We start from the raw sequence: 20,810 nt of genomic DNA on the forward strand, positions 1-20,810 counted from the left end.
TTCAGCGTATGGAGCGGTTTGTTGGTGGAGCGGAGAATACAGATTGTCACTCTATAAAATCACACCTGGATCAGGGACCGCATCTATAATGGTTTGGTCGATCCTTTTGCAGCACTGCAGAATGGTTTGCAGAATCCGCCCAGCGCATGCGACGATCATCAGGTCGAAATAGAGCGCAGCAAAAATCTGTCTGAATTCCAATGGTGTTTTTATATGAAAAATCTTAAGCCACTTATGTTAGCCGTCATTATGGCCCTCTTGGTCGTTGCCGCCGGCATGGGTTTTTTGTTTGGCTTTGATAACCCGGTCTCCTGGGTATTGATCGCAATCCTGATTGCGATACCAGTTATCTATAAGCGTGCAGCGCAGGCGGATCAACTGGTCTGGAAAGAGAGCTATAGCGTCGGAATCGCCCAGATAGACGATGAGCACCGAAGATTGATTGAGTTGCTGAATAAATTTCAAGCCGCGTATAAGTACCATATGGGGGAGGAGTTTGAGCAGCAGGCGCTGAAGGCGCTGGTGGACTACACAAAATACCATTTCAAGAACGAAGAGAGCTTGATGCAGAAGTACGACTACCCCGATTTTAATGGCCATGTTGAGCAGCACAGGGCGATGATTGCTGAGGTGGACTCTTTTGTGCGGCAGTACGAGGAGAAAGGGCATGAAGCCCTGGAAGGGGTAGTGCTCTATCTTCAGGGGTGGTTGATCAAGCATATCAATGGGACAGACAAGCAGTACTCCTCTTTTTTGAATGAGAGAGGCGTCTACTAAGCCCGCACAAACACGGCTGTGCTTCGATAAGACGCTCCGCAAGGGGCGTTTTTTTTATGGGGAGCTTTGGCGTTGGCTATGCAGATCGTGTGTGGCTGCAATTCAAACGCCACTTTCAGCTTTATCGATTGCCTTGATATAGGCGGTCAAGCAACAATTCTGTGCATAAGTATAGTGGGCGAATCTGATATATGTCTGCCAAAAGCAGTTGTTGTATCCCAACAGTAAAGCAGAAGCAGCCATGCGCAATGGTGAGCCTGTCCCCTTTAGTTGATGCGAGTCAATAAAAGTGGGAATAAAAGATCGATTAATGCGAACAGCACTCTGCTTCAGAGTGGCCCCTCATATCAAAGCCACTACCGCCGATTAAGCATTAAAAGCCGCCAATATACTGTTTTTTCGCGATAAATAGCGGCTAGCCATCGATAGCCATACAGCTGGTCATGATGTGATCGGAAGGTTGTCGCTTCGCTCCAAAAAGTTCGGTTTGACTCATATCAAAGTGGAACTCCTAAGCCAGGTCTAACTTCTCTCTACATGACATAACCCGGCATATGGCGGGGTTTTGCCATTCTGCCAATGTTGTTTGCCATGTTATTTGGCTTTTGAGGGAGATCATCCTAGATGAAGAAGACGAAATTTACACTTTCCGCCCTGGGTCTTGCTGTCGGTATCGCGTCGTCCGGTTTTGCTCTGAATGCTACGGCCGGTGCGCCTGCGATGTCTGATGCTGATTTTGAGAAGGGAAAATCGATCTATTTCCAGCGCTGCGCTGGCTGCCACGGCACCTTGCGTAAAGGCGCCACTGGTAAAAACCTGGAACCTAAGAACACTCAGAAGCTGGGTCAGACGCGTCTCGAAAAGATCATCACCTACGGTACAGAGGGTGGCATGAACAACTTCGACGATATTCTGTCGAAGGACGAGATCACCTTGATGGCCAAGTACATCCAGCAGACGCCGCCGATCCCGCCGGAGATGTCCCTGGCTCTGATGAAGGAGCGCCACAAGGTATTCGTCGACCCCAAAGACTATCCCACCAAGCCCCTGCATGGCCGCAACTGGGAGAACTTCTTCCTGGTCATCGAGCGTGATGTGGGCAAGATTGCGATCATCGACGGTGACAAGAAAGAGGTCGTTGCGCATATCCCAACGGGTTATGCCGTGCATGTGCTGAAGGCCGTCGAGCATCACAATACTCTGCACACAGAGAATCCGGGCCGCTTCTGGTTTGTTATGGGTCGCGACGGCATGATGACCAAGGTTGATCTGTGGCAGACCCCGGATAAGATGAAGGTTGCCCAGACCCAGGTCGCCTATGATGCCCGTGACGTGGCCGTCTCCGGTGACGGCAAGTATGTCATCGGTGGTGGTTACTGGCCGCCGCACTTCGTCATCCTCGATGCCAAGACCATGGAGCCGCTGAAGGTTGTCTCTGCTCGTGGCGTGAATGTGGATGGTGAGTACGTCAACGAGTCTCGCGTTGCGGCTGTGTACGACACTCCGATGGCGACTAGCTGGCTGGTCTCCATGAAGGAGCTGGGTCAGATGTGGCAGGTCGACTATAGCGATATCGACAATCTGCAGATCACCAAGATCGACTCCGCCAAGTACCTGCACGACGGTTTCTATGATCCGACCGGTCGTTACTTCCAGATCGCTGCCAACGCCTCCAACAAGATGGTGGTGATTGACTCCAAGACCCGCAAGCTGGAAGCCATGATCGATGTGGACAAGAAGCCCCATCCTGGTCCTGGTGCTAACTGGATCGATCCCAAGTGCGGTCCTGTCGGTGGTACCACTCATCTGGGTGTTGGCAAGATCACCGTTTGGGGTAACGATCCTGCTGGCCATCCGGATCAGGCCTGGAAGATTTGCTACGAAGTTGAGACCGATGGTCCCGGTGTCTTCATCCGCACCCATCCCAAGTCTGACTACTATTGGGCCGACCAGACCAAGACCCCGGAGCCTGAAGTTCAGCAGTCGATCCAGGTCATCTCCAAGAAGACCCACGAGATCGTCAAGACCATTCGTCTGACCGAGAAGAAAGGCTATGCAGCCGTTCACATCGAGTTCAACAACGATGGTTCTGAGGTCTGGACCTCTGTCTGGAACCGTGCGGATAGTAAGAAGCCTAACGGTGAGATCATCATCTTCGATGCCAAGACCCTCAAAGAGAAGGCACGCATCAAGGGTCTCTACGCACCGACCGGCAAGTTCAACGTCCACAACCGTGTTAACCACGTAACCTGATCAGGGTTACTTGATTCGGTAGTACCGAATGCGGGCATGGAGTCCTTCCATGCCCGCGCTTTTTCACCTTCAGTTCTCTCTCTGGGGCGGTTAAGAAATGGCAGACCAATATAAAAAACCGAGCCTGGCATCACGTCGGCTGATTTTAGGAACAACCGTAGGCGGCGCTCTGCTGTTTTTTATCGGCGGTATCATCTTCTGGGGTGGCTTCAACACCGCGATGGAGGCGACCAATACGCTAGATTTCTGCATCGGCTGCCACGAGATGGAGGAGAACGTCTACCAAGAGTACAAACCCACTATCCACTTCTCCAACCGCACCGGCGTACGCGCCACCTGCCCCGACTGTCATGTGCCAGATCCCTGGGTGCATAAGATGGTGCGCAAGATCCAGGCGAGTAACGAGGTCTACCACAAACTCCTGGGGACGGTGGACACCCCCGAAAAGTTCGACGAGCACCGCCTGACTATGGCGAAGCGGGTCTGGAATGCGATGAAGAGCACCGACTCCCGCGAGTGCCGCAACTGTCACAATTTTGAATCCATGAACCCGGAGTTTCAGAAACCCCGGGCGAGAAAACAGCATCTGAATGCCTTTAAGACCGGTCAGACTTGTATCGACTGCCACAAGGGTATTGCCCACAAGCACGTACGTGATCTGCTCTCCGACGAGGAGTTGGAGGAGCTGGAAGCACCGAACCCCAAGTATGTGCGTGAAGTGCCGGAGATGTTCCTCGAAGGTCTGAAGCGGGTCGAGGAAAAAGAGGCGGCTCAGGCTGAAGCGGAGAAGGCCGCGGCGAAGAAGGCCCGCGAGACCAAGATGGCGGCCAAGAAAGCTGAAAAGGCGCGCATCGAAAAAGCCGTCGCCGATGCGCTGGCTGCCTTCAAGGCGCAGCAGGCGGGTGAGGCGACCGCAGCCACTACGGCGGTCGGCCCGGTTACCGGCTTCGGCATCGACTGGAGCGACGTGCCGACACGCAATATCACTGTCTTCTATCCCGGCCAGACTTCCATGGAGTGGGTGTTGACCGGTAAGGACCACGGTGGCGCCCGCCCCTTCGTCAAGGCCGGTGATCGTTGTATCACCTGTCACGACAAAGAGACCGCCGACATGGGCAAAAAGATGGTGACCGGTGTCAAGGCCGAACCCACCCCCATCCCCGGCAAGCGCGGCAGTATTCCGGTCAGTGTGCAGGCGGCCCACGACACGGAGAACCTCTACCTGCGTTTTGAATGGGAAGATACAGAGCATGTGCCGGTTCCCTTTGTCGACGGCGGCAAGATGGACCCGGACAACCCGATGAAGCTGGCGGTGATGTTTGCCACCGATGAGGTTAAATATGCTGACCGCGCTGGCTGCTGGGGAACCTGCCACCATGACGCGCGCACCATGCCCCATACCCCGGATACCGACACTGCAAACGGCAGTCCGGTTGCACAAAAGCTTGATCTCTCACAGGGGCTGACCAAGTACATCGAGGAGAGCCGAAGCAAGATCGAGGTCAAGGGGCGTCGCGGCAAGAAGCGCGGTGGCTGGGACAAACTGAAAAGCGATGATGAACTGAAAGCAGAGATGGATGCCCACAAGTTCATGGACCTGCTGCGCTACAAATCCGGCAAGGGTGAGACCGAGGATGGTCATATCATGGAGCAGCGCCTGATGAGCGGCGGTCAGGGCTTTGAGGTGGATGCGCGTCAGGAGGGCGGTAACTGGATCGTCGTGATGAAGCGCAAGCTCAAGTCCGACAAGCCCGGTGACCTGAGTCTGGCGCTGGACAAGGTCTACAATCTGGGGTTCGCTATCCATGATGACTTCACCAATGCCCGTTTTCACCACGTCTCCCTGGGTTACAAGATCGGCTTCGATAACGACAAGGTGGAGATCAATGCGGTCAAGCGTGAGGCGGCTGCCCCTGCCCCTGTGCCGGCCGCAGCAACTGGCACTTCCCAGGCAACCGATGCCGCTCTCGATGCCAATATCGATTGGTCAAAGGCATCCAGTCGGGAGGTCACCCTCTTCTATCCTGGTCAGACCTCCATGGAGTGGGTGCTGACCGGTAAGGACCACGGTGGCGCCCGCCCCTTCGTCAAGGCCGGTGATCGCTGTATCACCTGTCACGACAAAGAGACCGCCGACATGGGCAAAAAGATGGTGACCGGTGTCAAGGCCGAACCCACCCCGATCCCCGGCAAGCGTGGCAGCATTCCGGTCACTGTTGAGTCGACCCACGATGGAGAGAACCTCTATCTCCGTTTCAGCTGGGACGATTCCGAGCATGCGCCGGTACCCTTCGTGGAGGGCGGCAAGATGGACCCGGAAAACCCGATGAAGCTGGCACTGATGCTTGCCACCGACGATGTTAAGTATGCCGACCGCGCTGGTTGCTGGGGCACTTGCCATCATGACCTGCGGAGCATGCCCCACACGCCGGATGCTGAGACGGCGGGCGGTAGTCCGGTGGCTCAGCAGCTCGATCTCTCACAGGGGCTGACCAAGTACATCGAGGAGAGCCGCAGCAAGATCGAGGTCAAGGGGCGTCGTGGCAAGAAGCGCGGTGGTTGGGACAAGCTGAAGAGTGCGGATGAGTTGCAGGCGGAGATGGATGCTCATAAGTATATGGAGCTGGTCCGCTACAAGTCCGGCAAGGGTGAGACCGAGGATGGCCACATCCTGGAGCAACGTAACATGAGCGGGGGGGATGCGGCGGAGATGACTGCATCGTTGCAGGATGGTGTCTGGACCCTGGTGATGAAACGCAAGCTTCAGACCAATAAGCCAGGTGATCTGCCGCTGGCGAAGGATCAGCTCTACAACATTGGTTTTGCCATCCATGATGACTACAGCAACGCGCGTTTTCATCACGTCTCGCTGGGGTACAAGCTAGGATTCGACAGCGAGAAGGCGGAGATCAACGCCACTGCGCAGTAACACCATGACCTTGAGGTTCCTGATGATCAGACTGAAACTCTCCTGCCAGGCGCTGTTGGCGCTAAGCCTTGTTGCGATAATGACAACAGCCACGGCAGGAGGGGGGGCAGTTGCGCAGGTAGAGATCATCAAGTTCAAGTTTCTGCCCCAGGTGATCAGTATCAAGGCGGGGCAGACAGTACGCTGGGTCAACCGGGAAAAACGCCAGTATCATAGCGTTTGGTTCGAACAGCTCGGCGATCCAGAATCCGACTACCTGTTCCCCGATGACACCTACGAACGCAGTTTCGATAGCGTTGGTGAGTTTCCCTACCGCTGTGGCCCCCATCCGGAAATGACCGGTATCGTTCGTGTTGAATAGCGTGGTTTGATGGATGTCAAAGCCTTTGAGCACCGACCTGATAGTTTCTTACCCATCACCATAAATTGCTGCGTGAATAACGAAACACCGGTATGAAAAGGCATCTGCTCCCTCTGTCGACGCTGATTATCACCCTCTTAATGAGTGGTGCTGCGCTGGCCGAAATCTCATCCCAGCGACAGGCGGAGATTCTCTATCTGTTGCGGCACGACTGTGGTTCCTGCCACGGTATGCGTCTTGAGGGTGGTTTGGGTCCGGCTCTGACACCTCGGCGTCTGCAGCAGTGGCCGGTGGAGCAGTTGGCCGTGACCATTTTACATGGCCGTCCTGGTACTCCGATGCCACCTTGGCGCCCGTTTTTTACAGATAGTGAGGCGCTGTGGTTGGCAACTCAACTCAAGCAGGGAGGTCGCCGGCCGTGAAGTCCTTCCGCACCCTGCTACTATTGCTGATCCTCTTCGCCCCCAGCCTCCTGGTGGCCGAGTGCCTGACCCGAGGCACCGGTGACATGGGCATCATCATCGAACGTGCCGCCGGCAGCCTCAAGGTGGTGGATACTAGCGCCCGCAGGGAGCTGTTCCGGGTCGAGGGTCTGGGTGATCTCTCCCATGCCTCGGCGGTCTACTCCCGGGATGCACGCTACGCTTACATCTTCGGGCGTGACGGTGGGCTGACCAAGGTCGACATCCTCTGTGGTCGGATCGTCAAACGCATCGTGCAGGGCGGCAACAGCATCGGCGGTGCCATCTCCCAGGACGGTTCACTTATCGCGGTCTCCAACTATGAGCCGGGTGGGGTGAAGGTCTTCTCCTCTGACGATCTCTCTCTAGTGGCGGATATCCCCGCCACCACAGTGACAGACCGGGAGGGCAACAAGAAGGGCTCGAAGACCGTTGGTCTGGTGGATGCGCCGGATCAGCGCTTCGTGGTCAGCCTCTACGATTCCGGTGAGAGCTGGATCATCGACATGGATACCCCGGCGAATCCCTCCATCCAGCGCTTCGAGAAGATCGGCCGTCTGCCCTATGACGCCCTGATCACGCCGGACGGCCGCTACTACATCGCCGGTCTGTTTGGCCAGGACGGGCTCTCCCTGCTCGACCTTTGGCATCCCGAACAGGGGCCTCGCCTCATCCTGGAGGATTATGGCCGCGGCCAACAGAAACTGCCGGTCTACAAGATGCCTCACCTTGAGGGTTGGGCAATGGCTGGCGGCCGGGCCTTTTTGCCCGCTGTGGGCCAGCACTCAGTGCTGGTGGTGGATAGCACCGAGTGGCGAGAGCTCAAGCAGATCCCGGTTCACGGTCAACCGGTCTTCGTCATGGCACGTCCCGACGGCCGGCAGATCTGGGTCAACTTCGCCTTTCCCCACAACGACACCATACAGGTGATCGATACCGAAACCCTGGATATTGTGAAGACCCTGAAGCCCGGCAAGGGCACGCTACACATGGAGTTTTCGCCGCGCGGTGAAGAGGTCTGGATCTCGGTCCGCGACAAGGATGAGGTGCAGATCTACGACACCCGTACGCTGCAGCAAACCCACCGCCTGTCGGTGGACAAGCCCAGTGGCATCTTCTTCACCTCCCGCGCTCACCAGACAGGATTGTGACATGGCAAACCCGGCACCGACCTACCCGCAGAGTCAGCCGCGCACACTGAACCCGGCCCCGGTTGAGCTGAACGATCTCGAGAAGCGACTGCTCAACGAATATCAGAAGGGTTTGCCGCTCACTCCGACCCCCTATGCGGATATGGCGAAAACAATCGGGACCAGCGAGGCGCTGGTGTTGAAAATTCTGACCCGGCTGCAGGAGATCGGCGTGATCAGCCGGGTGGGTCCGGTGTTCAAGCCGAAGAAGATCGGCGCCAGCACCCTGGCGGCGATTGCAGTGCCAGCAGAAGAACTGGAGGCGGTGGCGGCGATAATCAGCGCCTATGCCGAGGTGAATCATAATTACGAGCGTGAGGATGACTATAACCTCTGGTTTGTGGTTACCGCATCCGATCAGGCCAGGCTGGACGCCGTGTTGGCGCAGATGGAACAGCAGACCGGCTACCCAGTGTTGAAGCTGCCGCTAATGAAACAGTTTCATATCGATCTGGGGTTCCCGCTATGGTGTTAAGCGACGCGGATCGCCGGCTGGTGGCCGAGATCCAGGGCGGGCTGCCGCTCTCCAGCCACCCTTACGCCGAGGTGGGTGAGCGCATCGGCATGCGTGAGCAGGAGGTGATTGATCGCATCGCCCACCTGCAGCGTGAAGGCGTAATCAAGCGGCTGGGCATCGTGGTGCGTCATCATGAACTTGGCTACACCGCGAATGCTATGGTTGTCTGGGATGTGCCCGATGCACGCCTCGATGAAGTGGGAGAAAAGTTGAGCAACGAGTCCTGCGTTACCCTCTGCTACCAGCGTCCACGCTGCCTGCCTGGGTGGCCCTATAACCTCTTCAGCATGATCCACGGTAAGGATCGCCAGCGGGTGCTCAACTACATCGAGAGCATCATTGAGGCCCAAGGGCTGGCGGGGATCCCTCATAAGGTCCTGTTCAGCGGCAGACGCTTCAAACAGCGTGGCGCCAGATACCAGTGATGGACGAGATCGACCGCGCCATCATCAATCAGCTGCAGGGCGGTTTTCCCCTCTGTGAGCACCCCTATCGTGAGGCAGCAGCGCAGTTTGGCATCTCGGAGGATGAGTTGATCCGGCGTCTGGAGCAGATGCTTGAGAAGAAGCAACTCTCGCGCTTTGGCCCGTTATTCAATGCCGAGCGGCTGGGCGGTGGCCTGAGTCTCTGCGCCATGAAAATCCCCCAGGAGGCGTTCGATCAGGTGACTGAGCAGGTCAATGCCTTTCCGGAGGTAGCCCACAACTATGCCCGCGACCACCAGTTCAACATGTGGTTTGTGCTAGCCACCGAGACCTCGCAGCGCATCACCAGCGTATTGGCTGAGATCGAGGCGGAGACAGGGTATCGAGTCTATAACATGCCAAAAAAAGAGGAGTTTTTTGTTGGCCTGAAGTTTGAGGTTTAACTCGATGAGTGGTATTCCCTGCGCTCATCAATCAATAATTCCCGCTGTAGCCTCAGGCGAGCCAACCCTCTACATGAGAACTCCTTCTTTGAAAACACGTAAACCCGCGCAAAAAATCTCCCTGGTTTCTGCTTACATCTGTTACCTGCTCGCCTTGGCCACCCTACTGGCGGCAGGCTATCAGGGCATGACGATCGGAACTGACAACCCCATCTTCGCCAGTCTTGGCGCAACCATCGTCTTTTTTGTCGGCGCCGGCGTGGTGCTGCATGTGATGGGGGCGGTCAACCTGCCCGATCTGCGAGTGCAAAAGGATGACGACTGAGCCTGAGCAGGTGAGCGGTCTGGACGAGCTGGATCGCAAAATCGTGCTCGCCACCCAGGCCGGCCTGCCGCTGGCGCCGCAACCCTATGAGCAGATTGCTGAACAGTTGGGCACAACGGCCGATGAGGTGATGCGGCGCATGCAGCAGATGCTGGAGAGTGGCGTGATCCGACGTATCGGCGCGGTGCCCAACCATTACACCCTGGGGTTTCGTGGCAACGGCATGACGGTATGGGACGTGCCGGACGAGAAGGTGGGGGAGTATGGCCGGCTGATCGGCGCCTTGGATTTTGTCAGCCACGCCTATCACCGGCCGCGCCATCTGCCGGAGTGGCGCTACAATCTGTTTGCGATGGCCCACGGTCGGGACCGGGATGAGGTGCTGCAGAAGGCCGCGATCATCGCCGAGCTGTTGGGTGCCGACAATCGGGCGCATGAGGTTCTTTTTAGTAGCCGGATCCTCAAAAAAACCGGCATGAGAATTGGGGTGTGAGTGGATCGGAGCTGCCAGTGAGCGTCGATCACCAAGAGCGGATCAGACAAGACTATGTTTAGAATCTCACAATTTATGCAGGAGATCTTGGCGCCCAAGCCGCTGGGACCCAAGCGCAATCCGCCGGGCCCGGTGGTGATCTGGAACCTGGTGCGACGCTGCAACCTGATGTGCAAGCATTGCTACTCGATCTCAGCGGACACCGATTTCCCTAACGAGCTGAACACCCAACAGGTGTTCGAAGTAATGGACGACCTGAAGCAGTTCCGGGTGCCGGTGTTGATCCTCTCCGGTGGTGAACCCTTGCTGCGGCCCGATATCTTCGAGATTGCCCCCGCGCCAAAGCGATGGGCTTCTACACTGCGCTCTCCACCAACGGCACCCTGATCGATGAGCGGAATGTCGACAAGATCGCTGCGGTGGGTTTCGACTACCTGGGTATCAGCATTGATGGCATCAGGGAGACCCACGACCGCTTTCGCCGCAAGGAGGGGGCCTATGAAGAGTCGATGCACGGTCTGCGTCTCTGCCGGGATGCGGGGATCAAGGTGGGGCTGCGCTTCACCATGACCCAGGACAACGCAGAGGAACTGCCGCAGCTGCTCGACCTGATGGTCGAAGAGCGCATCAACAAGTTCTATTTCTCTCACCTCAATTATGCCGGACGGGGCAATAAGAATCGTGAGGACGACGTCTTCCTCAACACCACCCGCTGGGCGATGGATCTGTTGTTCGAACGCGCCCTGGAGGATGCGACCGAGGGCCGGGGTACAGAGTTTGTCACCGGCAACAACGATGCGGACGGGGTCTATCTGTTGCGCTGGGTGGAGCGACGCTTCCCTGAGCAGGCCGAGCACATTGGTGACAAGCTGATCCAGTGGGGCGGCAATAGCTCCGGTGTCAACATCGCCAACATTGACAATCAGGGTCGGGTCCATCCCGACACGATGTGGTGGGACTACGACCTGGGCAATGTCAAACAGCGCCCCTTCTCCGAGATCTGGCAGGACACCTCAGACCCGATCATGGCCGGTCTCAAACAATCACCGCGCAAGATAGGTGGGCGTTGTGGTCAGTGCCATTATTTCAATATCTGCGGTGGCAACACTCGTGTGCGCGCCCGGCAGCTTACCGGCGATGCTTGGAGTGAGGATCCCGCCTGTTATCTCACCGATAAAGAGATCGGGATTGAAGTTAGGGTAGAGGATGATGGTCCGAGGGACCGGCTACTCGCCGGATAAATCATCTATGAAGAGAGTTCTGATTCGTGTCCTGTTGGCCGGGCTGTTGGGTATGCTGATGGTGGGTAATGCGTGGACGGCGATCGATGCCAATGTGCTCTACCAGAAACATTGTGCCGAGTGCCACGGTGCCGACCGGCTGGGTAAGGTGGGCCCCGCCCTGTTGCCGCAGAATCTGAAACGGCTGAGAAAAAAGGCTGCCTTCAATGTGATCCGGGATACCCGCCCCGCCTCGCAGATGCCTGCCTTCCGGGAGATCCTGAAGCCGAAGGAGATCGAGGCCCTGGTGGCCATGATCTACACGCCGCTGAAGGAGATTCCGCCCTGGGGTATGGAAGAGATCAAGGCCAGCCGGCTGGAATACCATCCCCCTGGCAGCTTGCCAGACAAGCCGCAGTTTGACGCGCAGATCTCCAACCTCTTCATGGTGGTGGAGCTGGGTGATCATCACGCTACCCTGCTGAATGGCGACAGCTTCGAACCGATCCATCGCCTGCCGACTCGCTTTGCCCTGCATGGTGGCCCCAAATGGGCCGAAGGGGGGCGCTATATCTATTTTGCCTCCCGTGATGGCTGGATCAGCAAGTTCGATGTCTTCAATCTGAAGTATGTGGCCGAGGTGCGGGCCGGCATCAATACCCGCAACCTGGCCGTCTCCCATGATGGTCGCTATGTTGCGGTGGCCAACTATCTGCCCCATACCCTGGTGATTCTGGATGCCCGGGACTTGTCGCCGCTCAAGGTGATCGATGTGGTAGATGAAAATGGCGCCAGTTCACGGGTCAGTGCGGTCTATACGGCAGACCCGAGAGAGAGCTTTGTCGCCGCGCTGAAAGATATACCGGAGGTCTGGGAGATCGGCTATATGGACAAGCCGCCGTCGGGCTTTTCCGGTTGGGTCCATGATTATCGCGAAGACTCCGGGGATGCCCATAAGGAGGCGCGGTTTCCGGTGCGCCGCATCAGTGTCGAAGGCTATCTCGATGACTTCTTTCTCACCCAGGAATATGACCGGGTGATCGGTACTTCGCGGGGCATGGATAAGGGAAAAGAGGGTAGCGCAGGTCAGGTAGTGGATCTTGATCTGAAGCGAGCCGTTGCTCAAGTCAGCCTGCCGGGCATGCCGCACCTGAGCTCCGCCATCACCTGGGAGTATCAGGGCCGCACGGTGCTGGCCACGCCTAATATCAAAAAGCCGGAGGTCAGCATCGTCGATATGCAGAGCTGGGAGGTGATCAAGCGTATTCCGACAAAAGGCCCTGGTTTTTTCATGCGCAGCCATGAGAAGAGCCGCTACGCTTGGGTCGATGTCTTCTTCGGTCCCAACAAAGACCTGATGCATGTGATCGACAAACAGACCCTGGAGATCGTCAAGACTCTGAAGCCGGCTCCTGGCAAGACCTCTGCCCATGTGGAGTTCACCCAGGACGGGAAATACGCTCTGGTCAGTATCTGGGATATGGATGGGGCACTGGTGATCTACGACGCCAATACCCTGGAAGAGGTCAAGCGGTTACCGATGAAGAAGCCATCCGGAAAGTACAATGTGCATAACAAACTGACCCGCTCGCGAGGCACCAGCCACTGAGACCGGCGTGACAGGCCGTGGGGCGTCAATGCGTCGCTATTCTCTGGGGGAGGGATTCTCATTGGTCCGGCGAAACAGGCCGAGAGTCTTGTCCGCTTCGCTCAGCATCCCGATGCCGTCGTCGCTGACCTGCAGCGTGAACAGATGTTTTTCCGACTCATCATCGGCAGAGATGCAATCCATGCTGATGCTGTTTGCCGTGATGCCCCCCCAGAAACAGCGCAACAGATGCGTCTCTCTATCGGCAACAAACAGTTCAGCACGTCCTTCAAACGTCACTGCAATTTTGGAATAAAGTGTGTCTGACTCATCCATTGGCACCCAAATACCGGCGCCAGGGTGGGCACTGCAGGCAACCAGCAGGGCACTCGAAAGGAGGATGAGAAGGTGTGATTTGTTCTTTATAATCAAAGGAGTGGTTCCACTGCTGTCAGAAGGAGAAAGGCCATCGTTTTTCTCGGACGACATTATAAGCCAGAACTGATCAGTCTGGGCAGGACATTTGCTTTTATCAGTGTCGATGGCATTGCGCTGGCCATCATGAGGGTCGTCTGTGTCATCCTGCTGATCCTATTGCTCAACTCGGATTGGACGCCAATAATGCAAGGCTTGGCTCTGTTGGGCCTGGTTGCAGGCTTTATGCTTTATCTCTTGGTGTCCTATAAGATTTTTCGTCTGTTTGGCACCATGTTTAAGGAACAACAAAAGTGAGGCACCGTTTTGTCTGAGGTGAACTGTCTCTACTGCGGCAAAAAGATCGCTGAGGATCTAGCTGAGTGTCCTCATTGTGGCGGTGTCTCCCATTATCAGAAGCGGGGCTATCGGGCCGGAGCGCGTGCCCGGTTTGTGCTGTTTTTTATCGCCGTCACAGTTTTTTGCCTGTTTTTTATCTTCTGGCTGCCCCGTTAAATTCTTCAGGTTATTGCCCCATGCGAATGCTTACTCTGGCTGCACTTTTTCTTTTCATCGCTCAGCATGCCATTGCGGCAGAGTCGCTCTACCGGCTTCAGCAGGTGGAGGATGGCGATACCCTGGTTGTGGAAATCGCTGGAGGCGCTGAACGCATACAGTTGGCCGGGATCGATGCGCCGGAGGATACCTCTAACCCCAAGTTGCAGCGTGATGTTCAGCGCACCGGCCTGAGTGAGGATGTTCTATTGTCGATAGGCGCGGCGTCCACTACGTATCTCAGGCGCCTTGTGACTCCTGGTCAACAGGTGATGTTGAGTGGCGACCTGAATCGTCGTGATAAATATGGGCGTATTTCGCTGGTGGTGCTGGACGATCAGGGCAACAGCCTGAATGAGAAGATGGTGACTGATGGCTATGCGGTAGTGCTCAATCGTTATCCGCTGGACAGTGTGTTTCGGGAGCGGTTGAAGAAGATGGAGGGAGAGGCGTTTGCTCAGAAACGTGGCTTGTGGGGAGAGTATCGCGAGATTGCAGTGCGTTGGGGGAGGCGGAGCGAATAGCTGTTGACTGATTGTCCATTGCTCAAAGAATCTCTTCGATCGGGTAGACATATACCAGGTAGAGATAGAAGAACGCCAAGGAGATGACCAGGATGATGACCCCCAGTACCGGTGAGCTTACCTTGACGCCGCTGGCGGATGCCTCGAAGGTGGTTTCTGTGGAAGAGCGGTCTTTGTCTGTCCTCAATCCCTTGATGAACTGGAGCCAGGAAAAATAGATGCCGGCACTCACCAGCAGAACGACGATGACGAAGATGATCTTTGATGACAACAATTGCCATCTGAAAACTGACCTGCGGTGTTCATATCCGACAGTGCGATAGTCGTAATAAGCTTTGAGTGCCTGCTGCATTGATTGCGCTGTCGCGGGTGCCAGCACCTCTGTTGGTAACATTGTGGGTGCAAACTGATTTGCGTGCTCGGCCTCCAGTGTCTGTGTCATCTGATCGATAAGTCCCAAGTCTTCGGTGGGTGATGTTTCCTCACTTGATACGAGAATGGGGGCAGGTAAGAGACAGAGAAGGATAATGCCGATGCAGAGCATCCTGGCCCTTGATGTTGGTTTGAGAGCGCTCATTTCACCCTCGTCAGGAAGTCGATGCTGCGAATGCGCCATTCCATCCTGGGATAAAATGGCTTGTTTATTTCCGTCTGCTGGTAGGCGTTGAACTCCACTTCGGTGAGTAGGTTTTGGATGATCTGCAGTAGTGCGTCGCTGGCTTTTTTGCCCCAGTCACTCAAATCAGATGGTAATGCCGGCAATTCATCCATCGGTACCTGAATGGCTTTTGAGGTCATATGCGTTCCGTCTGGAAGGATGGTTGTGATCTGTCCGTTGGGAGCGCGACGTTGCCTGATGCCGTCTGGCAGAAGGATTTCCATGGTGCCATCCGGCAACACGGTTCGTTTGGTTGGGCCTCCCATTGTGCCCTGAGAACCGTTATGTGCGCGTAAGGGCGGCCCCTTATTGACCATTTTCAGATCCTTCCCTGCAAAGGTCTGGCGGCCGATTTTTTTGATAACTTTTATGTTTAGGCAGCTCAAATTATTCTTTTTATTAGTTTCCCTGACCCTGCCTGCAGGATCTACTCTTGCGCATATCTTATAATTACCGGGTGGCGTGTCGGTCGATGTGCTGACTTCTGTCTGATAAACATGTCTATTGCTCTCGGCTAGATCGACTGTCCTGTCGATGCGCCCTCCCTTCAGCAGTACGCCATCGAAGTAGGATTGCGAGTAGCGGGCAAAGCCTTGAGGTATCTTTCCTCGGGTCAGAAACAGGTCAACCATATAGCCTGTGGGATATGAACGCGAGCCTCGGGCTGTTGCCTTGCCTCGGTTAGCGACGCTAACCTTTACCTCGAAAATCGAGCCTGCCTGGGTCTCCTTAGGAGCCTTCACTCGCAGGGTGAGATCGGGTAAAGCCGCATTTGCTGTGGCCGATAGGGTCGCACAGAAAATGGTAAAAAAAAGTGGAATGATCGCTTTTAACTGCCATCTGCAGGCGGAGTATAGGCTCAGGGTGGAAGGCATATAAGCTCTCTCTTTATCCATGAAGCTCCTTCCTGAAACCTAGCAAAGGGTTGGGGTGTGTCAAGGTGGGGGGCAAGGATAGAGGGTTTTGGTGGGCTCCCGGAAAGGTCTGGTAAGCCGGCGGGCAGCAAAGAGAGTTGCTGGTTCCCTTTTGCAATAGTGTTAATCCATGAACAGAAAAAATGGGGCACAGGCAAAATGGTAGAAGCGATAGTGAAACCTACCTGAATATTATTATTGGATTTGATGTGAGGCGCGGTTTCTAGTCAGAGCCCTCTCAAACAAGGGAAGACCCAGCGCTTGATCGTGCGCTGGGTCTTCTGATTTTACTTTCCAGAAGTTTGTTAATCGGCTTCTTTTATCACACCTGGTTCATCTGCCTTCAGATAGGCTAACTCCTCATCAGACAGTTCCACATCATCGTAGCCGGTGATCATCGGTTTTACGTGGTCAATGAACGAGTGGCCTGTTGTGAGCAGATAGACGTGAGCGATGACGAACACCAGGACAGCGATCGCTGCGATGGTATGGATCAGGGCAATGAGTCCAAGTCCTATCCAGCCAAAAATATCCTCCTGCCCAAAACTGATCAGCAGGTAGGCGATGCCGGATATCCAGATCGCAGGAAAGATCATGATCTTGAGCAGGAGATAGGTTAGCGCCTGCAGGGGGTTGTGCTTGCGCCGGTAGGTCTTCCGGTATGGATGGTGCTCGCCTTTGAAGATGCCGAAGGCGTAGAAACGGGCAACCTTGATGAAATTTTCCCCGGTCGGGATATAGTGGCGCCACTGCCCTGTTGTGAAGAGCCAGAAGATGGCGAATGCCCAGATCAGCAGCAACACAATTGCGGTCCAGGTATGAACAGTGACTGCATCACCAAAGTTGATCAGACTGTGGACGCCGTGTACTGCAAATCCGCTGAACAGCAGGGTGAAGATAAGTGCCATCTGACTCCAGTGCCAGATACGTTCAAACCGCTTGAAGACTAGAATCTTATGCATTGTCATCAGACTTTCCTCCTGCGGTTGGCGATCATGCGCAGCGCGCCGTGTCCGAGTACACCAGCCAGGGTGCCGAGGACAGCCAACAAACCGATAAGATCGAGCAGTTTATTCCTGCCCGTACCCGGCATGTAGAAACCCTTGAGGTGATTGAGTCTGCCATCATCTGCATGGCAACTGGAACAATCCAGGGCGTCATTTTTTGGCGCCACCATGTGGTTGATGGGCCAGTAGGAGTAGGTTTCGACAAACCCCCATTCGCCACTGTAGGGGATGCCGTTTTTCTTCATTCCTGCCTCGATGGCCTTGCCGAAATCGTAGTTGCCCCAGAGTGCGTCTTCATCATTACCCCATAGATGCATATAGACCAGCGTGTTATTGCCCTTGTCGTAGGGTTGTGTGGTGTGCATGCGTTTGAACGGGTAGATGCGTGAACCGGGATCATCATAGGATCCGGAAAAGCTGTTGATCTCAATCGGGCCTTTTGATGGATCGAATTGAGTGTCAATCGTGGTGTAGTTCATGGTTCCATCAAACCAGGCGTACATGGGCTCAAGGTCTTCGGCATAGGTGAAGTTACCCTTGATCGATTTGTAGGTGGCGCGGTGATGGCCATTACCCTGGGTATACTCCTTCAGCTTGAAACCCTCACCATCTTTCAGCTTGCCCATGGTGCGCCAGTCCCAATCGACCTCAGTGGCAACACCGCCCCTGGCGACGGCCGGAATGTGGCAGGTTTCACAGGCCACGTGCTGAGTATGGCTGTTGAGCTTGATCCCCTTGACTGAGGTGATGGGGTGAGGCGAATCGCTGTGACAGCTTTCGCATGAGGCGACTTCGCGGGGCATGCCGGGCTTGCCGGTGCCTGTCTCGTCGTTGACCAGCATCTCGTAACGACTGCCGGCCCACTCATGACCTTCGCCCACGTGGCAGGTGACACAGGTGAAGCCTTCGCCGGCTTCACTCATGTGAACATCGACTGCTTTGGGCGGATCGAACAGTACAGATGAGAGATCGCCATGTTTCACATTGTCGCCACCGCCACCGTAGAAGTGGCACTTGCCGCAATTGCTGCGACTCGGCATATCAACGCTTTGGGCAATCTTGGTCCAGTCGATGGCTGGCTTGCCCTCGAACATGATGGAGCAGGCCTTGTTGCCTTTTGACGTGGGTGTCTTGTAGTAGGTACCTGTGGATTCGTGACAGACCAGGCAGTCGATGTTGTCCTGGTTTGTAAAATCGAAATCTGAGCTGTCCATGCCATAACCGGCATGGCACTGGGCGCACATGCCTTCATTGCCCCTGGCATTGGTACAGAAGTTATTGATTAACACGCTCTTGCCAAGGTGTTGTCCCGTCTTCGGGTGCTTGTAGTCCCAGGTCCAGTGCTTGTTCTTCATGAACTGATGCCCCGCCGTGTTGTGACACTCGAGGCAGACTTTTGTCACTTCAGGGCCGCTGGAAAACGGGCCTTGAAGTTCCTTCAGCTTTGAATGGTCTGTGGTTGACTTGCGCTCTCTTTTAGGCCTGACAATCGCGTGGTTTTCATCCGTTTTTTTGTATTCAGAGATGCCCATCTCGATTTTGGAATCCGAAGTGGCCAGGGCTGTTGTCGCCCAGGAAAAGGCCAGAATCAGGATCGAGAGGGTTAAAGAGAGGAAGTTAAAAATATAAACCCGGCGCGTGAAGGCCGGGGGATTTTTGTTGCTCATCTTGACGATGTCCCCTGTAAACACCGATCAGCGGCGCTGACAATGACAGATCTGTGCAGATCTATGCGGAGTGTAAATTACCTTCATCACACTAACGCCGGAGTCTACCCGGCGATTAATAAAACCGTTTTGATAATTGTCAATGGGGGTGTCGGAAAAAGGGGGCAGCTAGATCTTGTTAAGGTGCAATTGCACCTTTGAGATCATATAGGGTGCGGTGCACGCTGTGACAACGGGCACAGCCTTGGACGGCCAGTGTTCCCAGGTGACGCCCTGTTTTCTTTTGTTCTCCCGCTTTGATCGCCTGTTCAAGTGCCGCCAGGGATTTCTCTGTTTCAGTGCCGAGTATTCGGGATTTGGGGGCATTGTCCTTATGGCAGGATTCACAACTCTGCCCAAGGTCATCGAGCCGTTGGCGAAGATTATCCAGGCTCTCGAGCGCAGTCTGCATTCTCTCATCCTCACTGGCAATCTTGATCCGGTTGACCAGCAGGGTGAGACGCTCCATGACTCTTCGATACGGCTCTTCTTCGAGTGTTTCAGAGTCTTCCACATGGATCTGGCTGAAGTCCGGTGTGCGATAAATCGCAGCAGTCACCGCTCGGTAGTCGCGGTGGCAGGAACGACAGTTCAGCCCCAGTTTACGCAGTGACCGGGCGGCCTCTTCATAGTTTCCTTGCTGCGCGGACTGTTGCAGTTGGCTGATCAGATCCGCTTCCAGCTCCTCCTGCCACTCCGGCACCATCTCTCCGATTTTTCGGTAGTGCTGTGCCAGCCGTTCCGACCACTTGGCGACGCCAGCCGCATCTTCCAGCGCCAGATAGTCGGAGACAGCCAGCATCTCCCTACGCAGCTTGAACATGTTGTGCAGCCAGACCTGGCGTTTGTTGTCGGGCCGGTACCAGGCTGCGAGGGAAGTAGGGGGCAGCCTGATGGTTTTTTCCGATACGGTCTCAGCCTGGGCAGGGCTGCTCAAGAGAAGGATCATCGTGCTCAGCAGTAGGGACAAAGCGGTGCGGGTAATCAAGGTTTAGCTCCAGGGTGAAGTGACTGGAAAGACTCGGTGGGCCGTGAGCATGTTGCCCTGCTATAGCTTCTGTTGCAATTTTAGGGTGGCGTAAACGGTGCCATCCAAAGCGGGGGGATATCCGATGTCGATTAGCAGACAGGGTTCCTGTCTTTCTCTGCATGGAGTGTGTGCTGGTGGTGCTTGTGTCTCTGGTCGCTCCGATGGTATTGCCAGCAGCAGAGGGGGGGCGATAAATTCATCCAGTGTCACGCATCAAATGTGGCGCAAGATCAGGCTAGGGGATCATGGGGCGGTTGAGGCGTTGGTTCTGCGGGGCAACATTCTTCTCAGCTAATGATTAATCGTGGCACCCCCAATGTATTTGGCAATGGCCCTACCTGCATTGTCTGCCACAGCTCCAATGATCCATCTAAAAGTTATCGGGGATTGGACCTCTCTAGCTGCGAAGGAATTCTCCGTGGAGCGGTAGAGGAGTCACGTCGGGCCGTCATCGTGCCGGGCAAGCCGGGCATTTCAAGCGTCATCCCGTATGATGGGGAGAGCAGTCGGCTCTATCAGCATTTGACCGAAAACCGCATGCCGCCTGGGGTCAGCCCCAGCGAAGATAGCGACCATGCCAATACCAGGCCTGCTGATGCGCTGGATTGAGCCGGGGTCTGGTGTAAATAGTGGAAATCGCCGGACGGCACGCCTTGTCGGTCGGTCTCCTCATGCACCTTCCTTTGCTCTCTTCTGCCATCTATAGAGAGCCTCTGATAAAGCCATTAACTCGTATCTTGTGTCTAGAATATCCAGCTTCTGCTTCGCAATAGCCAGCTATCCCCTACAGGGGTGTAGGGGGGGCGTGAGCAAGGAGCGGTAGCTTTACGTGCGATTTGCGCCTTGAAGCTAAATATTCTGAATTATAATCTACTTCGTCCAGACTTAATCAGAGGCTCCCTAATCTAGCAATTAGGCGTTTGACCAAGATCAAAGCTCTTTGTTCCCTACTTTTTTCTAATACATTCGCCGTTTTTATCCGCAAGAGGAGCATCCCCATGGCTGAGGCCTTCACAAAAA

20 protein-coding genes and 1 pseudogene are annotated in these 20,810 nt (G+C 55.3%); 15 read left to right on the forward strand and 6 right to left on the reverse strand.

The features are described from left to right. Window positions 1-93: 93 nt before the first annotated feature. The 13 genes and pseudogenes from RIFP1SYM_RS11170 (at window position 94) to RIFP1SYM_RS11225 (ending at window position 13,003) form a co-directional block, all read left to right on the forward strand. Window positions 94-777, forward strand: coding sequence for a bacteriohemerythrin (locus tag RIFP1SYM_RS11170; protein WP_005964482.1), 684 nt, complete (start codon window positions 94-96; stop codon window positions 775-777). A 624-nt stretch (window positions 778-1,401) separates the two neighbouring features. Then, window positions 1,402-3,030, forward strand: a complete 1,629-nt coding sequence (locus tag RIFP1SYM_RS11175; protein WP_005964485.1) for a cytochrome D1 domain-containing protein — start codon at window positions 1,402-1,404, stop codon at window positions 3,028-3,030. A 97-nt stretch (window positions 3,031-3,127) separates the two neighbouring features. Further along, window positions 3,128-5,959 (forward strand): NapC/NirT family cytochrome c, encoded by a 2,832-nt coding sequence (locus RIFP1SYM_RS11180; RefSeq protein WP_005964488.1) that lies wholly within the window; start codon window positions 3,128-3,130, stop codon window positions 5,957-5,959. Window positions 5,960-5,981: 22 nt separating this feature from the next. Continuing rightward, on the forward strand, window positions 5,982-6,320 hold the full coding sequence (locus RIFP1SYM_RS11185) for a plastocyanin/azurin family copper-binding protein (RefSeq protein WP_006475731.1): 339 nt from the start codon (window positions 5,982-5,984) through the stop codon (window positions 6,318-6,320). A gap of 92 nt (window positions 6,321-6,412) precedes the next feature. Further along, on the forward strand, window positions 6,413-6,742 hold the full coding sequence (locus RIFP1SYM_RS17015) for a c-type cytochrome (RefSeq protein WP_005964492.1): 330 nt from the start codon (window positions 6,413-6,415) through the stop codon (window positions 6,740-6,742). A gap of 14 nt (window positions 6,743-6,756) precedes the next feature. Further along, entirely contained in the window at window positions 6,757-7,932 is a 1,176-nt protein-coding gene (locus tag RIFP1SYM_RS11190) for a cytochrome D1 domain-containing protein (RefSeq protein ID WP_370443653.1), read from the forward strand. Window positions 7,933-7,999: 67 nt separating this feature from the next. After that, a complete protein-coding gene (locus RIFP1SYM_RS11195) occupies window positions 8,000-8,446 on the forward strand; it encodes an Lrp/AsnC family transcriptional regulator (RefSeq protein ID WP_039960357.1) in 447 nt (148 codons plus the stop codon). Continuing rightward, window positions 8,437-8,913, forward strand: coding sequence for a siroheme decarboxylase subunit beta (ahbB, locus tag RIFP1SYM_RS11200; RefSeq protein WP_005964498.1), 477 nt, complete (start codon window positions 8,437-8,439; stop codon window positions 8,911-8,913). Before RIFP1SYM_RS11195 ends, ahbB (RIFP1SYM_RS11200) begins: the two co-directional genes overlap by 10 nt. Then, window positions 8,913-9,356 (forward strand): Lrp/AsnC family transcriptional regulator, encoded by a 444-nt coding sequence (locus RIFP1SYM_RS11205; RefSeq protein WP_006475729.1) that lies wholly within the window; start codon window positions 8,913-8,915, stop codon window positions 9,354-9,356. The genes ahbB (RIFP1SYM_RS11200) and RIFP1SYM_RS11205 overlap by 1 nt, the downstream gene beginning before the upstream one ends. A gap of 88 nt (window positions 9,357-9,444) precedes the next feature. Continuing rightward, the gene (locus RIFP1SYM_RS11210) at window positions 9,445-9,681 is read left to right on the forward strand and encodes a hypothetical protein (RefSeq protein ID WP_006475728.1); all 237 of its coding nucleotides are present in this window, start codon (window positions 9,445-9,447) and stop codon (window positions 9,679-9,681) included. Continuing rightward, on the forward strand, window positions 9,671-10,174 hold the full coding sequence (gene ahbB / locus RIFP1SYM_RS11215; protein WP_005964508.1) for a siroheme decarboxylase subunit beta: 504 nt from the start codon (window positions 9,671-9,673) through the stop codon (window positions 10,172-10,174). The genes RIFP1SYM_RS11210 and ahbB (RIFP1SYM_RS11215) overlap by 11 nt, the downstream gene beginning before the upstream one ends. Before the next feature lie 54 nt (window positions 10,175-10,228). Continuing rightward, window positions 10,229-11,415, forward strand: a pseudogene (nirJ, locus tag RIFP1SYM_RS11220) (heme d1 biosynthesis radical SAM protein NirJ). Window positions 11,416-11,422: 7 nt separating this feature from the next. Continuing rightward, complete coding sequence (locus tag RIFP1SYM_RS11225; RefSeq protein ID WP_006475726.1) at window positions 11,423-13,003, forward strand: nitrite reductase; 1,581 nt, start codon at window positions 11,423-11,425, stop codon at window positions 13,001-13,003. A gap of 36 nt (window positions 13,004-13,039) precedes the next feature. Here RIFP1SYM_RS11225 and RIFP1SYM_RS17515 read toward each other — a convergent pair whose 3' ends face one another. Then, window positions 13,040-13,471, reverse strand: a complete 432-nt coding sequence (locus RIFP1SYM_RS17515; RefSeq protein ID WP_005964519.1) for a hypothetical protein — start codon at window positions 13,469-13,471, stop codon at window positions 13,040-13,042. Between the two features lie 461 nt (window positions 13,472-13,932). On the opposite strand from RIFP1SYM_RS17515, the gene RIFP1SYM_RS11240 reads away from it, so the two are divergent. Continuing rightward, on the forward strand, window positions 13,933-14,475 hold the full coding sequence (locus tag RIFP1SYM_RS11240; RefSeq protein WP_006475724.1) for a thermonuclease family protein: 543 nt from the start codon (window positions 13,933-13,935) through the stop codon (window positions 14,473-14,475). A 22-nt stretch (window positions 14,476-14,497) separates the two neighbouring features. On the opposite strand, the gene RIFP1SYM_RS11245 is transcribed toward RIFP1SYM_RS11240, so the two are convergent. From RIFP1SYM_RS11245 to RIFP1SYM_RS11265, 5 genes are all read right to left on the reverse strand, one after another. Beyond that, a complete protein-coding gene (locus tag RIFP1SYM_RS11245; RefSeq protein WP_138921936.1) occupies window positions 14,498-15,052 on the reverse strand; it encodes a hypothetical protein in 555 nt (184 codons plus the stop codon). Further along, complete coding sequence (locus RIFP1SYM_RS11250) at window positions 15,049-16,029, reverse strand: T-complex 10 C-terminal domain-containing protein (protein ID WP_005964527.1); 981 nt, start codon at window positions 16,027-16,029, stop codon at window positions 15,049-15,051. The genes RIFP1SYM_RS11245 and RIFP1SYM_RS11250 overlap by 4 nt, the downstream gene beginning before the upstream one ends. Before the next feature lie 323 nt (window positions 16,030-16,352). Next, entirely contained in the window at window positions 16,353-17,015 is a 663-nt protein-coding gene (locus tag RIFP1SYM_RS11255) for a cytochrome b/b6 domain-containing protein (protein WP_005964529.1), read from the reverse strand. Then, window positions 17,015-18,721, reverse strand: coding sequence for a tetrathionate reductase family octaheme c-type cytochrome (locus RIFP1SYM_RS11260; RefSeq protein ID WP_039960356.1), 1,707 nt, complete (start codon window positions 18,719-18,721; stop codon window positions 17,015-17,017). The genes RIFP1SYM_RS11255 and RIFP1SYM_RS11260 overlap by 1 nt, the downstream gene beginning before the upstream one ends. 178 nt (window positions 18,722-18,899) lie before the next feature. After that, a complete protein-coding gene (locus tag RIFP1SYM_RS11265; protein ID WP_138921934.1) occupies window positions 18,900-19,709 on the reverse strand; it encodes a cytochrome c in 810 nt (269 codons plus the stop codon). A gap of 468 nt (window positions 19,710-20,177) precedes the next feature. Between RIFP1SYM_RS11265 and RIFP1SYM_RS17520 the strand changes: the two genes are divergently transcribed. Further along, window positions 20,178-20,399, forward strand: coding sequence for a hypothetical protein (locus tag RIFP1SYM_RS17520; protein WP_240992092.1), 222 nt, complete (start codon window positions 20,178-20,180; stop codon window positions 20,397-20,399). Window positions 20,400-20,810 lie beyond the last annotated feature (411 nt).

The sequence above is a fragment of the endosymbiont of Riftia pachyptila (vent Ph05) genome (genome assembly GCF_000224455.1).
GTDB classification, from domain to species: domain Bacteria; phylum Pseudomonadota; class Gammaproteobacteria; order Chromatiales; family Chromatiaceae; genus Endoriftia; species Endoriftia persephonae.

Coding starts and splice junctions, on each gene's coding strand:
- ahbB (WP_005964508.1), top strand. CDS start 9,671: ATGACGACTGAGCCTGAGCAGGTGAGCGGTCTGGACGAGCTGGATCGC.
- RIFP1SYM_RS11205 (WP_006475729.1), top strand. CDS start 8,913: ATGGACGAGATCGACCGCGCCATCATCAATCAGCTGCAGGGCGGTTTT.
- RIFP1SYM_RS11265 (WP_138921934.1), bottom strand. CDS start 19,709: ATGATCCTTCTCTTGAGCAGCCCTGCCCAGGCTGAGACCGTATCGGAA.
- RIFP1SYM_RS11225 (WP_006475726.1), top strand. CDS start 11,423: ATGAAGAGAGTTCTGATTCGTGTCCTGTTGGCCGGGCTGTTGGGTATG.
- ahbB (WP_005964498.1), top strand. CDS start 8,437: ATGGTGTTAAGCGACGCGGATCGCCGGCTGGTGGCCGAGATCCAGGGC.
- RIFP1SYM_RS11175 (WP_005964485.1), top strand. CDS start 1,402: ATGAAGAAGACGAAATTTACACTTTCCGCCCTGGGTCTTGCTGTCGGT.
- RIFP1SYM_RS11185 (WP_006475731.1), top strand. CDS start 5,982: ATGATCAGACTGAAACTCTCCTGCCAGGCGCTGTTGGCGCTAAGCCTT.
- RIFP1SYM_RS11180 (WP_005964488.1), top strand. CDS start 3,128: ATGGCAGACCAATATAAAAAACCGAGCCTGGCATCACGTCGGCTGATT.
- RIFP1SYM_RS17515 (WP_005964519.1), bottom strand. CDS start 13,471: ATGTCGTCCGAGAAAAACGATGGCCTTTCTCCTTCTGACAGCAGTGGA.
- RIFP1SYM_RS11255 (WP_005964529.1), bottom strand. CDS start 17,015: ATGACAATGCATAAGATTCTAGTCTTCAAGCGGTTTGAACGTATCTGG.
- RIFP1SYM_RS11240 (WP_006475724.1), top strand. CDS start 13,933: ATGCGAATGCTTACTCTGGCTGCACTTTTTCTTTTCATCGCTCAGCAT.
- RIFP1SYM_RS11245 (WP_138921936.1), bottom strand. CDS start 15,052: ATGAGCGCTCTCAAACCAACATCAAGGGCCAGGATGCTCTGCATCGGC.
- RIFP1SYM_RS11250 (WP_005964527.1), bottom strand. CDS start 16,029: ATGGATAAAGAGAGAGCTTATATGCCTTCCACCCTGAGCCTATACTCC.
- RIFP1SYM_RS11260 (WP_039960356.1), bottom strand. CDS start 18,721: ATGAGCAACAAAAATCCCCCGGCCTTCACGCGCCGGGTTTATATTTTT.
- RIFP1SYM_RS17015 (WP_005964492.1), top strand. CDS start 6,413: ATGAAAAGGCATCTGCTCCCTCTGTCGACGCTGATTATCACCCTCTTA.